Annotated in this window: 4 protein-coding genes, 1 tRNA gene, 2 rRNA genes and 2 pseudogenes (1 of these 9 only partly in view); 6 read left to right on the plus strand and 3 right to left on the minus strand. The window is 53.6% G+C overall.

All coding sequences use genetic code 11. From position 1 onward, the window contains the following. The 3 genes from OLX08_RS09255 to OLX08_RS09265 form a co-directional block, all read left to right on the plus strand. A 23S ribosomal RNA gene (locus tag OLX08_RS09255) occupies positions 1 to 2663 on the plus strand; it begins 170 nt to the left of the window's first position. 103 nt (positions 2664 to 2766) lie between these two features. Beyond that, positions 2767 to 2881: ribosomal RNA gene (gene rrf / locus OLX08_RS09260) — 5S ribosomal RNA — on the plus strand. A 334-nt stretch (positions 2882 to 3215) separates the two neighbouring features. Next, positions 3216 to 3292, plus strand: a tRNA-Met gene (locus OLX08_RS09265). Positions 3293 to 3462: 170 nt separating this feature from the next. On the opposite strand, the gene OLX08_RS09270 is transcribed toward OLX08_RS09265, so the two are convergent. The 3 genes and pseudogenes from OLX08_RS09270 to OLX08_RS09280 form a co-directional block, all read right to left on the minus strand. Beyond that, positions 3463 to 7209, minus strand: a complete 3747-nt coding sequence (locus OLX08_RS09270; protein WP_391481036.1) for a GEVED domain-containing protein — start codon at positions 7207 to 7209, stop codon at positions 3463 to 3465. Between the two features lie 123 nt (positions 7210 to 7332). Next, positions 7333 to 9882 carry an ATP-binding protein gene (locus OLX08_RS09275; RefSeq protein ID WP_391481037.1) on the minus strand — a complete coding sequence of 850 codons (2550 nt, stop codon included), beginning with the start codon at positions 9880 to 9882 and terminating at the stop codon, positions 7333 to 7335. A gap of 15 nt (positions 9883 to 9897) precedes the next feature. After that, positions 9898 to 10116 (minus strand): annotated as a pseudogene (locus tag OLX08_RS09280) (oxidoreductase); the annotation flags it as partial. Positions 10117 to 10143: 27 nt separating this feature from the next. Here OLX08_RS09280 and OLX08_RS09285 point away from each other — a divergent pair. The 3 genes and pseudogenes from OLX08_RS09285 to OLX08_RS09295 all read left to right on the plus strand — a co-directional run. Continuing rightward, positions 10144 to 10380: pseudogene (locus OLX08_RS09285) on the plus strand (HlyD family efflux transporter periplasmic adaptor subunit); the annotation flags it as partial. A 281-nt stretch (positions 10381 to 10661) separates the two neighbouring features. Then, positions 10662 to 13757 (plus strand): efflux RND transporter permease subunit, encoded by a 3096-nt coding sequence (locus OLX08_RS09290; RefSeq protein ID WP_391481039.1) that lies wholly within the window; start codon positions 10662 to 10664, stop codon positions 13755 to 13757. Positions 13758 to 13856: 99 nt separating this feature from the next. Further along, entirely contained in the window at positions 13857 to 15224 is a 1368-nt protein-coding gene (locus tag OLX08_RS09295) for an FAD-dependent oxidoreductase (RefSeq protein ID WP_391481040.1), read from the plus strand. Positions 15225 to 15403: the final 179 nt, after the last annotated feature.

Genomic DNA, 15403 nt, shown 5'->3' on the forward strand with positions numbered 1-15403 from the left:
AGCATGGTAAACCAAGTACTTATTACCTGAATACATAGGGTTTTAAGAGCAAACCCGGGGAACTGAAACATCTAAGTACCCGGAGGAAAGGAAATCAATAGATACTCCCCTAGTAGCGGCGAGCGAACGGGGACCAGCCGAGCTGAGATTGTGACTAGAACGTGTTGGGAAGCACGGCCATAGCGGGTGATAGCCCCGTATAGGAAGCATGATTGGACGTATTAAGTAGGGCGGAACACGTGAAATTCTGTCTGAACATCGGAGGACCACCTTCGAAGGCTAAGTACTCCTTACTGACCGATAGTGAACCAGTACCGTGAGGGAAAGGTGAAAAGCACCCCGACGAGGGGAGTGAAACAGTACCTGAAACCGAACGCCTACAATCAGTCGGAGGCTCCTTGAGGGCTGACGGCGTACCTTTTGTATAATGGGTCATCGACTTGGTCTCACGAGCAAGCTTAAGCCGTTAGGTGTAGGCGCAGCGAAAGCGAGTCTTAATAGGGCGAATGAGTTCGTGGGATCAGACCCGAAACCGAGTGATCTAGGCATGATCAGGCTGAAGATAAGGTAACACTTATTGGAGGGCCGAACCCACACCTGTTGAAAAAGGTCGGGATGAATTGTGCCTAGGGGTGAAAGGCCAATCAAACTCGGAGATAGCTGGTTCTCTGCGAAATCTATTTAGGTAGAGCGTCGACCGAATACCCTCGGGGGTAGAGCACTGGATGGGTAATGGGGCCCCACAGGCTTACTGATCCTAACCAAACTCCGAATACCGAGGAGTACTAGTCGGCAGACACACTGCGGATGCTAACGTCCGTAGTGGAGAGGGAAACAACCCTGACCTACAGCTAAGGCCCCTAATTCATGGCTAAGTGGGAAAGCAGGTGGGACGACCAAAACAACCAGGAGGTTGGCTTAGAAGCAGCCATCCTTTAAAGATAGCGTAACAGCTCACTGGTCTAATTAAGTTGTCCTGCGGCGAAGATGTAACGGGGCTCAAGCCATGAGCCGAAGCTTAGGATGCACATAGTGCATGGTAGCAGAGCGTAGTGTGATATAGTTTCTTTCCTCCTTATCTTCCTTTGGGAGTGTTGGAGGAGTGAAACTTTCGATGAAGCCGGCCTGTGAGGGATCCGGTGGAGAGATCACTAGTGAGAATGATGACATGAGTAGCGACAAACAGTGTGAGAGACACTGTCGCCGAAAGTCCAAGGGTTCCTGCTTAAAGTTAATCTGAGCAGGGTAAGCCGACCCCTAAGGCGAGGCCGAAAGGCGTAGTCGATGGGAATCAGGTTAATATTCCTGAGCCAGATGGTAGTGACGGATCTCGAGGGTTGTTCTTCCTTATCGGATTGGAAGGGCCGCTTAGAGGTTCCTGGAAATAGCTCCATCATTAGATCGTACCCTAAACCAACACAGGTGGACTGGTAGAGAATACCAAGGCGCTTGAGAGAACGATGTTGAAGGAACTCGGCAAAATACCTCCGTAAGTTCGCGAGAAGGAGGCCCAGTTTCTACGCAAGTATTGACTGGGGGCACAAACCAGGGGGTGGCGACTGTTTACTAAAAACACAGGGCTCTGCGAAGTCGCAAGACGACGTATAGGGTCTGACGCCTGCCCGGTGCCTGAAGGTTAAAAGGAGAGGTGAGAGCCTTGAATTGAAGCCCAGGTAAACGGCGGCCGTAACTATAACGGTCCTAAGGTAGCGAAATTCCTTGTCGGGTAAGTTCCGACCTGCACGAATGGCGTAACGACTTCCCCGCTGTCTCCAACATCGACTCAGCGAAATTGAATTGCCTGTCAAGATGCAGGCTTCCCGCGGTTAGACGGAAAGACCCCGTGCACCTTTACTACAGCTTCACATTGGCATCAGGCACAACATGTGCAGGATAGGTGGTAGGCTTTGAAGCGCAGACGCCAGTCTGCGTGGAGCCATCCTTGAGATACCACCCTTGTTCTGCTTGATGTCTAACCGCGGTCCGTTATCCGGATCCGGGACCCTGTGTGGCGGGTAGTTTGACTGGGGCGGTCGCCTCCTAAAGCGTAACGGAGGCGCGCGAAGGTTGGCTCAGAGCGGTCGGAAATCGCTCGTTGAGTGCAATGGCAGAAGCCAGCCTGACTGCGAGACTGACAAGTCGAGCAGAGTCGAAAGACGGCCATAGTGATCCGGTGGTCCCGAGTGGAAGGGCCATCGCTCAACGGATAAAAGGTACGCCGGGGATAACAGGCTGATGGTGCCCAAGAGTCCATATCGACGGCACCGTTTGGCACCTCGATGTCGGCTCATCTCATCCTGGGGCTGGAGCAGGTCCCAAGGGTACGGCTGTTCGCCGTTTAAAGAGGTACGTGAGCTGGGTTTAGAACGTCGTGAGACAGTTCGGTCCCTATCTGCCGTGGGTGTAGGATACTTGAGAGGAGTTGCCCCTAGTACGAGAGGACCGGGGTGAACGATCCACTGGTGTACCAGTTGTTCCGCCAGGAGCAGTGCTGGGTAGCTATGATCGGACAGGATAACCGCTGAAGGCATCTAAGCGGGAAGCCCCCCTCAAAACAAGGTATCCCTGAGAGCCGTGGAAGACCACCACGTCGATAGGCCGGAGATGTAAGTGCGGTAACGCACTCAGTTGACCGGTACTAATTGCTCGATAGGCTTGATTTGATCCAGTAGAAGACAGTCTTCTACGGACACAATCAAAAGCATACACAACTACACAAGTTACGAAAATCTGGATTAAAAATGTTTGTAATGGTTCTTTCTTTGGTTTGGTGATCATAGCGCAAGTGAAACACCCAGCCCCATCCCGAACCTGGCAGTTAAGCACTGTTGCGCCGATGGTACTGCGTCTTAAGGCGTGGGAGAGTAGGTCATCGCCAAACCTAACAAAGAACCAATACTCTATATTCGATTATCATACATTAGGCCGCTACGAGTTCAGCTCGTGGCGGCTTTTTTGTGTCTTATACCACCTGAAATCTTAATGCGCGGTGCTGGGCGTGGGGTCTGCTGGGCCGCAGCTACAGATAGCCCCCCTCTGAAACCGGCTATCCTGAGAGCCGCATCATGATCGCACCCCCCTGAAATCTGCCCGTCCCAATTGACGCCATGGACCACAACGCAGCAGACCTCACCTCCCTCCCATAAACAAAATCAACCAAACCCCAAATCCGCCCTTGCAGACAACACAACCCCAAACTAAACAAACCAAGTTGGCGCGGGATGGAGCAGCCCGGTAGCTCGTCAGGCTCATAACCTGAAGGTCGTAGGTTCAAATCCTACTCCCGCAACCAACGCTAATCCGACACCCCGCCCGTAATACGGCGGGGTTCGTCGTTTGTAGGCCCTGATAACTCCAAGATAGCCGCTAATTCTCCATATAATTCCTGGCTGGGCACAGCCTTCGAAAGGCAGTGGCCACCTTGACTCTCGCACCCAACTGCAAACCAACAGGCGAACAGCGTTACGGGGCCACACGCACGCGAAACGCTAAACCTGCCTTGGCTCCCGGTGCAAAACTTCCGCTGCATTGCCATTCCAAGTCACCAGAATAACCTGATGTGTTTGCGCCAGATGTTGCGATGCTACACGTCACATCGGGGCCTAACGACACGGGGCTTTCAATCGCCTCGCTCAACGATGTGTAGGGCGGAGTGCGGTCAAAGATAGCGATGTCGGACGCAGACAAAGTCCCGATGTTCTCAACGGTTATCTCATACTCAAGCACATCACCGCTGGCGGCACTGTTTTGGGTTGATACAGCAGTGTCGGCTGTCACGTTGCGGACCGTTTTTGTAAGCCGCAGTGTGCTTTGTTGCGTTTCGATTGTGATGCGGTCGGTGTTTGAAGCACTTTGTGTAACGCCTGTGTTGCCGTAGGTTGTTACGGCTGAGACCTGAAAGGGTGCGCTTGCCCCATTTGGAGCGCCGGATCCGCTGGTGACGCGGGCGACTAAGCAAATTTCGGTATCTGGGTTAATCGGTTGTGATGCGGTGATTGGTTCTTCTGGTGTGCCATCGCAATTTGCATCTCTGAACAGTGCCACGCTGACCGGACTGTTGGGTGAGATATCCACGTCAAATACTACGGTGCCTGACGCATCGGCGGTGTAACGATGGGAGAGGTTTATCACTTGGCCAGGTCGCATCGCTGCTTGCCGATCACTGGCCAGTGTTGCGCCACGAATGAACCCGATGTCGAGGTTTAGATAGGATGTACCAGCAGCAGGTCGAAAGCGGTAAATGCCGTCACGTGTGTTTTGGTCATTCAGCTCCAGCAGGCCATCAGTGTTGTTCGACACGATCACAAAGCCAGTCTCAGCGGTGCTGCTGATCCCTATCATTTCTGTGTAGCCATCTGGCAAAGTCAGCGACCAATTCCCGTCCGCGTCCACTTCAGGCGTGTCGATCAATGCTCCTGATGCGTCAAATATGCTGACTTGCCCAATCTGTCCGCCCAATTCACCGCCACTTTGTTGCCCATCAAAGGCCGTCGCGTTCGCCCCGTTATCAATGAACAGGGTTCCGGAAATCACTGCACCTGTGCCGACATAAGACACAGTTGCGCTTGCCTCGTCGTCATCGGCAACGCCATCGGACAAATCATCAACTGTGGGACCTGTGCTTGGATCACTGTCTGGATCTGGCGGGTCAGAATTGATGATCTCAGCTATGTTTGTATGTTCGCCCGCTGCGTTCATTGTGGCGCGAATGGTTAATGTTTGACTTGTGCCCGCAGCCAGTGCGCCGACTTGCCAGAGCCCTGTGTCGGCAGCAAAGTTTTGTGTGTCATCGGTCAAGAGGTGCGATTGATAGGTGTAGCCGGAGGGCAGAAGATCAAGCACTTGCACACCGGTTGCGGTATCTGGTCCTGCGTTTGACACGATCAGTTCGAAATCAATTTCTGTTCCAGCGGTAGCCTCGGTAATGACTGCGCTGGTTGATGCGGACAGGGCACTTTTCGTGATAGACAGATCTGCCGAAGGGGGTTGAACCGAAAAGCCGAAATTCTGCTCACTCATATCCGTATCAATGCTGACGGATACGGCGCGCAATGGATTGTCTGTTGAAGGTGACAGGTCTGCGGGTATTTCTGGGTCGGACGGGTCTACTTTGATGAGGTACGTTGTGAGTGTGCTAAGTGCTGCAAAGCTGTAGGCGCCGTTGGCGTCTGTTTCAGTTGTGCCTAACTCAATATCATCGGTCTCGTCCTGCGGTGTGCCTTTGTCATCAAAGAGTGTGATCAGAATACCCGCAGGCAATAGCGCCTCATCGGTGGTAAAGACATCATCGCCGTTTCCATCTTCGAACAATTTGCCTGAAATGGACCCTTGGGGTGTGACAAATACGATTTCGTAGTCCTCTACCTCCCCGTCTGTTGCATTTGCATCTGTGCTAAGTTGTTGGGTGCTTGAGTAGCGAAAGCGCGCGAACGTGGTTTGTAAGCTGCTGTCTGCGGGGACCGATACTGACAAGTTGATGTCGCCGTCGCCATCGGTGTCTTGCAGATCATCAGAGATCACTTCATCGGCGTCGAACTGCCCGTTTCCGTCCCAATCAAGCCATGCCATCAAATAGCCGTTGCCCGTTGTCGGTTCTGTCACGTTTACGGAAATCGTGGCGGTCTGGCCTTTTGTCAGTACTGGAATGCTGACCCCATCTTCATCATCGTTTCCGTCTTGGTCGTCACCCAAAGCCGAAGGGCTGCTGATGTGCTGTTGCTCACCATCAGCTGGAATTTGCCCCATAAACAATGCTGGCGATAATCCGTGCGATGGTGTGCCATATGCGTTGATGTTGGTGCCGTCTGGCGCGGTGCCCGAGATGGGGCAGTCGCCAAAATCATCACATGTATTGGACAACCCAAACGCAGTGGCTTCTCCGCCGCCAATCGTAATACCCAAGCCTGCAAGGATCGGGTCGACGGCTTGGCCAAGTGCGGCCGTTAGACTTTCGTCCACAACTTCACTGATCGTTGTTGAAAGAGCGGTCTCTAGTAGGACCTCAACCGCATCAAGTGATCCATCGCCGGGAAGCTCAAGATCAACTTGCAGGTTGTTTGTAATTGCATTGACCACACGTTCCGTTGCGTCCACAGGCACGTCCAGTTCTTCGGTCTGCGGGTAGGGCCCTGTGAAGTCTAGTGTGCCGGAGCCGAAAGACACCGTTTCACCGTTAGATGAGGCAGAGATTGATGTGGGAATTATTGTTTCGGGCACCAAAGGCGGAAGGCCTGCCAAAATAACTTCGGCTCCGGCGATTGTTGACGGGCCAATATCTGACGCGGTGATGACGCGGTCGCGGTTAAAGTACACACTGTCGTCAATCTCGCCGAGGTATGCGTTTACAACCCCCGGTGTCATTGTGACCTGTGCAGTTTGGTTGGCCGCATTCACATCTGTGACGGTGCCATCAGCCTCGCCCACCTCGATGTAAAATGACAATTCAGGCGGTTCTATTTCAAGAGCCGCTAGCCCAACATCGATGGACTGGGGCGCGTTTTCTAGGGTGACATCGATCTTTGTGCGGACAGCAGCAGAACGAAAACTTGTGCCTTCGGGTCCGCATACAAGCTGTGGAGGTTCGGTAACCTGTACGTAAGTTCTAACCTCACCAAAACCGACAATGTTTGCTACTATTGGCGTGGGCGTGGTTGCGCCATATTCAGCGTTGTAAAGCTGCGCGCTTCCACTGATCAAATCCAAAGTCGAAATGTTCGCGTCTGATAATTCATCGTCAGTCGTGTCGAGTACCAGAAAATCACTTAGCAAGACACCATCTGATAGGCCGCTTGCATTGGTCGCGAGGGCCCGAAGAGCTGTGGCCGCGGCAGGGTCCCCGTTGGTTTCAGCCGCGTTGGCAGCTGCAGTAAAAATTTCGGATAGGGTCGCTTCTGAATTAAGCGCTTCATCCGCCGAATTTGTGCCCGTCACGTTTTCCAATTCTGTAACGAAGTCGTTGATTGGAACCTGCGAGCCCACAAGATCAGCACGTACGTCGTCAAGGCCCAGTTCAGCACCAACCAAGCTGGAGAGCGTTTCATCGGTGAACTGCAAACCTGAAGTTACGTCGTTCAACATTGATGAACTGGCTGAGATACACAGTTCATCACATCCGTCACTTCCGGTGGTTTGGGCGACAACTGGTGGGGCCAATAGCCAAAGCCCAATCGCGAGGGTGACGGCTGCTATGTGGATTGTGATGTTGGTCATATTCTTGCCTTGAAGCACGGTGTTTCAAAGACAAGATATGCTGCCCAGTGGCCCGCAACGTGACGCATACTGGGCATCACGCAATGCGTAAGAGTGGTGGGCTACCCATTCGGATAGTTGGTTCTATGTAGCGACTTTCTGGGACTGCCCCAGCGTGTTGTTCCACGCATCAAACGTGTCGGCTGCGATGTTTTCGAGTTGCTTTACCAAGTCTATCGCGTCTTGTGCGTTCCCTGTTTTGCAAGCTGTTTCGATGTCTTGCAGAACGCTGTGTAGGTGCTTTGCCCCTAGCATACCGCAGGATCCGGCCATGGAATGTGCATAGGTCTGGATGCCTGCCAAATCTTGCGTCGCTTGAATTTCATCAATTTGCGTTTTGAATTGGGTCTTCAAAAGGGCAAGCCTGTCCATGAACGTGTCGTGTCCCAGCATCGCGATCAATTCGTTGACTTGGGCAACATCCACAAGGCGCTCGGATGAGCCGGGCAAGGTTTCAGGTGTGTTGTGTTGGTCTTTTTCCGTACCAAGCAGACAGGCGTCCAGCTCTTTCAGGTTGATAGGTTTTGCCAAAAATCCTGTCATGCCAGCGTCAGTAAAGGCGGTGCGCTCTTGTGGTAGGGCATGCGCGGTAACGGCGATAATATGCGTGTTTTGATTTGGCCCGCGTGACGCGCGTATCCGCTGGGTGGCTTGGGTGCCGCTCACACCCGGCATGGAAATGTCCATCAAGATGGCGTCAAAGCGGTGCTCCAGCGAGATATCCACCGCTTGCTGCCCGCCCGTCGCGTAGCACACTTTGTGGCCAAGCCGTTCTAGCATCGCGCCAAGCAAGTCGCGGTTAATCTCATTATCGTCGACCACCAACAGGCTTTGGCAGTTTTTGCTGCTCTCATATGAGGTTGTCTGTTGTGTATTGTTCGTTGTGGCGGGGGCGGCTTCTTGCATCGGGAGGATCACTTGGAAGTGGGTGCCTACGCCAAGGGTGGATTTACAGGTGATTTCACCGCCCAAATTGGTGACGAAACGTTGCACAATCCCAAGGCCCAATCCGGTGCCATTTGTGCGGCGCTCATAGCTGCTGTCCAGAGAGACGAAGTCATCAAAAATGCGCTTTACGTCATCCTCTGCGATGCCAATTCCAGTGTCCGTTATATCAAATATAAGCGTGCCGTTTTCCTTGGAATAGGATGTCTCAAGCTTCACAGAACCACCCGGCGTAAACTTGATCGCGTTGCTCAACAGATTGACGATGATCTGCTGGATGGCTCGTTGATCCGTCAAAAAGAACTGCTGGCCGGCCTCTGGCTGAACCAACTCAATCGCGGTTTGATTGTCGCGGGCCAGGGGTTGCAGCGTGGCCACCAGGCTGTTGGTCAGTGCTGCAATATCGCAAGGTGTTGGCTCTGGGGTCTTGCGCTTTTCGGCGCTTTCAATAGCCAGAACATCGTTAATATGCCCCAACAAAATATCGCCCGATGTCAGTGCCGCCCCAACGTATGACCTTTGTTTGCTGTTTAACTCACTGCCTTCCAGCATTTGCAGCGCAGACAGCACGCCGTTCAGGGGGGTGCGCATTTCGTGGCTCATCATTGCAAAGAACCGCGAGCGTTCACGGTTTGCGCTAAGTGCATCGTCACGGCTGCTGATAAGCTCGGCCTTTTGTGCCTTTTGATCGGTGATATTGCGCACATAGCAGATGAAAAACGCATGAGATCCCGCATGGGCGATGGAGGCGGTCATTTCCGCAGGAAAGGCGTGACCGTCTTGGTGCATCATGTTGAGCTCTTGGCGGCCTTTTTCGGCAAAGGTCGTTTTGCCGGTCTGCCGGTAGTTTGCCATGGCGGCGTAAAACATTTTGCTTTCTTCGGCGGGCAGTAACAGGTCAAAGAAGCTTTGGCCGATTGCTTGGTCACGGGTAAAGCCAAACACGTCTTCGGCGGATTGACTGAAGTCGATGATGATCGCGTTTTCATCAGTCACAACCACCCCATCCAATGAGCCGCGCAGGGTTGCCGAAAGACGCTGATCCTTTTCATCAGCCAGTTGTGTTGTGGCGTTGAGTGTTTTTGCTTGTCGCAAAAGCCCCGCGATCATCAAAACTAAGATGATGATCATTGAGCTGACCGAGATGATCAAAATCTCGATGAGGTTGATAATTTTTTCACGCTCGCGCTGTCCGGTTTTGGCTTCATAACTGACGAAATCAAGCCCGATCTTGCGGGGAAGCGGGCGCACGGTTTCCAGGGTTTCTGCCAACTGCTCCAGTTGCCCAAAGAGTTGTGCGTCAGTGCCATCAATTAGTGGAACCTGCGCATCCAGAACTGCTTGCAGCTTCAGTAGATCAGCGTTGAACTGACCGGCCTGCGAGCCAAACCGCAGTGGCAAAGTGCGGCTGTAGAAAATATCAAAACGCTTGCGAACATCCTCAACATCTTCGGGGCCACCCGCGAGCGCGTCATCAATGGCGTCTTGTAGTTTGAGGTATTCAATTTCGAGCTGTGCAGCCATGTATTCTTGCTGGCCTTGTTTCGCGACACCAAGATTGTCGACATACGCCCACACAGAATACGACAGGTAGCTGATCGCGATACACCCAACTATGATGGCAATCGAAATGGTGCCAAACGCCCAACGGAACAATTTGGTAGCGACGGATAGGGGGAGTGAGCTCATGCGGGGTGCCGTTCTTTATTGGGTAATCAAGCGATCAAGCTGCCAGATCGAGCGCGAGTAGACAGTTTCGGTCTGATAGCTTTTCTTGTCGTCATAAGGGTACACAATCCACAGCGGGCCTTTGCGCCGCCTGCTCATTTCCGCCCCGTTTTGCTTGTATGCAATGATTGGTCCGTCAGAAACAGCATCGGCCACAGGGATATTGACCGCATAATCGTTCACTGCAATGGCGCGTAGCTGGCCGTTTGAAATGTTGATGCTGGTGAATATGTTTCGGCTGGATCAGACGTTGGGCGATTGGTTGATATTACGCCACTGACAGTTGCCATCCAAGTACCTCAGCAGGCGCTGACCCGACTGCAGGTTGGGCAAGCCGCGACAGTCCGCTTCATCACGGGCGAAGAGCGTGAAGGCGTTGTTACGTTTGTTGGCACGTCTGCTGCCGCGGAAACACGGACGTTTTTGGCCGAGGTCGAAGTTTCTAATGAGGGCGGTGAGATCCCCGCAGGTATTTCAGCCGAAATCGTTATTCCAACGGGCGAGGTCACTGCTCACTTCATGTCACCGTCGATCGTTTCTTTGGACACGGCGGGCAACCTTGGGGTCAAAACGGTCGATAACGATGACGTGGTTGCGTTCTTTCCTGTGCGCATCGTCAAGGCGCAGATCGATGGCATTTGGGTCACCGGATTACCTGACGAGGTACAGCTGATCACCGTGGGGCAGGGGTTTGTAAATGAGGGAGAATTGGTTGCCCCAAGCGTTGAAGGTGCCGCGCAATGAACAGCTTGATTGATGCAGCTTTCTCGCGCTCGCGCGTTGTGGTTATGGCGCTTGTCATGGTGCTGGCCGTGGGCGCGTTCGCGTATGTTTCAATTCCCAAAGAGTCCAATCCAGAGGTGCCACTGCCTTTGTTTTACGTCTCAACGGGTCTCGATGGTATAAGTCCCAGTGATGCTGAGCGGTTGCTTCTTGAGCCGATGGAGGCCGAGTTTGGATCAATCGAAGGGTTGGACCAGATGAGTTCGGATGCGACCGAAGGCTTTGCCTCGATCCAGCTTGAGTTCACGCCCGGTGGCGACAACGATGAGGCGCTTGATAAAGTGCGCGAGGCGGCGGACCGGGCGCAAAGTGATCTGCCCACGGATGCACGCGACATCACAATTACAGAGATCAACACGGCTCTGTTCCCGATCATCACCACGATTATCTCAGGGCCTGTGCCAGAACGTACTTTGAACTCTCTTGCGGAAACTCTGCAGGAAGAAATCGAAGGCCTTGAAGGTGTTCTTGAGGCAGAGATCGGCGGCCAGCGTTTTGAGTTTCTTGAGGTACTGATCGACCCGACGGTTTTCCAAACTTATAACCTGTCATTTGACGAACTTATCGGGCAGATACAGCGCAACAACAGGCTGATCGCGGCGGGTGCTATTGAAACGGGTTCTGGGCGCATCGTGCTGAAGGTTCCCGGTCTTATTGAGGATCTGGAAGACGTCATGGCCATGCCCGTCAAAGTGCGCGGTGATGCGGTTGTGACGTTTGGGGATGTGGCCACGATCCGCCGTACGTTTGAGGACCCCAATTCGTTTGCGCGCATCAACGGCCAGCCTGCGCTTGCGCTGGAGGTGACAAAACGCTCAGGCGCGAATATCATTGATACAGTCGCACAGGTCCGCGCAATTGTTGAAACGTTGCGCGTTGATTGGCCCGACAGCATCGAAGTGACTTACCTTCAAGATCAATCCAAGCAGGTGAAAGACATGCTGAGTGATCTGGAAGCCAATGTGATTGCTGCCGTGATTTTGGTCATGATTGTGATCGTTCTTGCGTTGGGGTTCAGGTCGTCAATTTTGGTGGGGCTTGCAATTCCCGGTGCGTTTTTGGCGGGGGTAATTGCGCTGTGGAGTATGGATTACACGATGAACATCGTTGTGCTGTTCTCACTGATCTTGGTTGTGGGGATGTTGGTAGATGGTGCGATCGTCACGACCGAATTAGCGGACCGAAAATTGCAAGAAGGGGCAAGCGCACCTGAGGCGTACTCCTTTGCGGCCAAGCGCATGGCGTGGCCGATTATTGCCTCAACTGCCACTACACTTTCTGTCTTTTTCCCGCTCCTTTTCTGGACCGGCATGGTGGGCGAATTCATGAAGTTTTTGCCGATCACTGTGATCCTTACGCTTTTCGCATCGCTTTTTATGGCGTTGATTTTCATTCCGGTCGTTGGTGGGCTGATCGGCAAACGGCAGCCACAGACTGCCAAAGCCAAGGCAGCTTTGCACGCCGCCGAAGTGGGCGACCCACGCAATATGAGCGGCTTTACAGGTGCCTATGTGCGCGTGTTGGAGTGGGCCATATTGCGGCCAACGGCTACGCTGTTGCTGGCGGTTGCTCTCTTGTTGGGGGCTTTCGGGGCCTACGGCCAGTTCGGTCGCGGGATCAGTTTCTTCCCGTCAGTTGAGCCTGATTTCATGCAAGTACAGGTGCGCGCACGGGATAACTTTTCGATTTTTGAGCGGGATGCTTTGGTGCGTGCTGTGGAAGACCGTTTGCTTGGGTATGATGAGATTGCCAGCATTTACGCGCGCTCGATGATGTCGGCGGGTCAAGGGGATGAGGAAACAATCGGGACGCTACAACTTGAACTCACACCGTGGGATACGCGGCGCACGGCTGCGCAAATTGGTGTGGATATCCGCGAAAGCGTTGCTGATATTGCGGGTATCGATGTGCAGGTGCAGACAGAAAGTGGCGGCCCTACTGCGGGCAAGCCCGTGAACTTGCAGATTACCGCCCGCAACCCGGATGTTCAGGGTAAAGCTGTTCAGCAAATTCGTGACATCATGGACAAACTTGGCGGCTTTACGGACGTTACTGATACGCGGCCCGTGCCGGGTGTGGAGGTTTTCATCCTTGTTAATCGCGCTGAGGCTGCACGGTTTGGGGCAGATGTCAGTCTTTTGGGGCAAGCTGTGCAATTGCTTACCCAAGGGATCACTGTTGCCGACTACCGGCCTGATGACATCGACGGCTCACTTGATATTCGCGTGCGTTTTCCGCGTGAAGACAGGTCTTTGTCTGAGCTTGGTAGTTTGCGCGTGCCGACGTCTTCAGGGTTGGTGCCAATTGCAAACTTTGTCACTTTTGCGCCGTCTGATCGCACGGGCGTTATCCGCCGTATCGATGAAAAGCGGGTGACAAGCATTGAGGCAAACGTGGCGCCGGGCTTTTTGGTGAATGACCAAGTGATTGCCCTGACGGCCGCATTGGCAGAGGCAGAATTGCCCGACGGTGTTGAGTTTAGCTTTGCTGGTGAGGCAGAAGACCAACAGGAAAGCATGATCTTTCTCGCGTCTGCGTTCGCTGCTGCAATCTTCTTGATGTTTGTCATTCTGGTGCTGCAGTTTAACAATTTCTTCCAAGCCTTTGTTGTCATGTCGGCAATCATTTTCTCAATTGCCGGGGTGCTGCTTGGGCTGATTATCACTGGGCGTCCGTTTGGCGTTGTAATGGGCGGTATCGGCGTGATCGCTTTGGCGGGGATCGTCGTGAACAACAATATTGTTTTGATCGACACATATAATGACCTCAAAAAGCTGGGCCAATCGCCTTTGGAGGCGGCATTACGGACGGGCGCACAGCGTTTAAGGCCGGTTATTTTGACCTCGGTGACAACTGCCTTGGGGTTGATGCCAATGGTGATCGGGCTGAACCTGAATTTCTTCACCCGAGAGATCGTGTATGGTGCGCCTTCGACGCAGTGGTGGACCGAGCTGTCATCGGCCATTGCGGGCGGGTTAGTCGTTGCAACTGTGCTCACCCTTGTGGTGACACCTGCAATGCTGATGCTTGGTGAAAAACGGCGGCAAGGATAGTGTGCTGATGATATGCGAGGGCTAAAAATTCATTGCGCCTGTGTGTGCCCGCGGTACCGTAGCTGGTGAACGAAACGGACGGCTGATGCGGGAGGCGTGATGTCTTTGACCTCAATTTTGGAACCGGCGCGTGAAACCCCTGTGGTTCACAAAACGGACGTGCTTGTTGTCGGCTCTGGCCCCGCCGGGTTGGCCGCGGCGCTTGCGGCCGCAAGATGCGGTGTAGAAGTGACCTTGTTGGAGCGCTTTGGCTGTTTTGGCGGCAACATTACTGTCGTCGGTGTCGAAGGGTTTGCTTGGTACCGCCACGAGCAAACCGTAGAAGCGAACGGTATCGGTCGCGAGTTTGAAGAGCGCGCCAAAGCAATGGGTGCTGCTGTGCCTGAGAGCCAATCGCTGAGCTATGAGTTAGACAGCGAGGGGTTTAAGCTGGTCGCTGATCGCCTTGTTGAGGAGGCAGGTATTCACCCGATGCTGCACCGGCAGTTTGTAGCGCCCATCATAACCGATGGCGCTGTTGCAGGGGTGATTGTGGAATCGAAAGCGGGGCGTGAAGCGATATTGGCCAAGCGCATTATTGATGCCACAGGCGACGCTGATGTTGCGGCCCGAGCGGGCTGCGCAACGGTAAAAACACCCGTCGAAGAGATGCAGGCCGCCAGCGTCATGTTCCATTTGGCTGGTGTGGATAAGACCAAGTTTATGGAGGGGGTCCGCAGTAATCCGCAGACCTATAAAGACTGGTCCTCGGGCGAGTGGGAAGTTGAAACGGACGGCAAAGAAGACACGATGTTTTCGCCCTTCTTGGGCAAGCCGTTTGAGCAGGCGATCCGCGACGGTGTCATCCCTGCGCATTTGAACACGATTGGTGGCACGTGGGGCGCGGTGCACGACAGTGGTGAGATGACCTATATGAACCTTATCCATCTGGCGGGCTGCGATGGCACGGACCCCGACAGCATGACACAGTTCGAAATCGAGGGCCGCAAACAGGCGATGCACGCGATTGACGCGCTTCGCCAGTATACGCCCGGCTGTGATGGCGTGCGGCTGCGGAACTTTGGAATGTCGATCGGCATTCGCGACACGCGCAAAATTGATGCGGTGTATAATATGACCGAACAGGATGTGCGCGGAGAGGCTAGATTTGAGGACAGTATCGGCATCTATCCGGAGTTCATCGATGGTTATGGCATTTTGATTTTGCCGACGACGGGGCGGTACATGCATATCCCCTATCGTTCGATGCTGCCCAAGGGTGTGAAGAACCTGATCGTGGCAGGGCGGGCCACAGGGGGGGATCGTATTTCCCACGCAGCGACCCGAAACATGGCGTGCTGCGCGGTGCAGGGGCAGGGCGCAGGTGTTGCGGCTGCGTGGTCCGTAAAGAACAACACTGCTTTTGAAGATGTTGATATCCAAGCCATCCAGAGGGTGATTGAAGGGCAAGGGGTGCGCATCCATTGATCTGGTGTGCTTGGTTGGTTTCGATGGCTAGAAAGCAAAGAGAGCAACATATTGGCGATGAAATACTGAAACACACCTTTGCAAAAATGAAGCGGCTCTTACGCAATGATTTGGCTGACCTGGTTTCAGCAAGCAAGCGGCGCCGCCGTTGGGAGTATCAAGGGGCGCTTGGCCCCCTG

The sequence above is a fragment of the Nereida ignava genome (assembly GCF_047114695.1).
In the GTDB taxonomy this organism is placed as follows: Bacteria; Pseudomonadota; Alphaproteobacteria; order Rhodobacterales; family Rhodobacteraceae; genus Nereida; species Nereida ignava.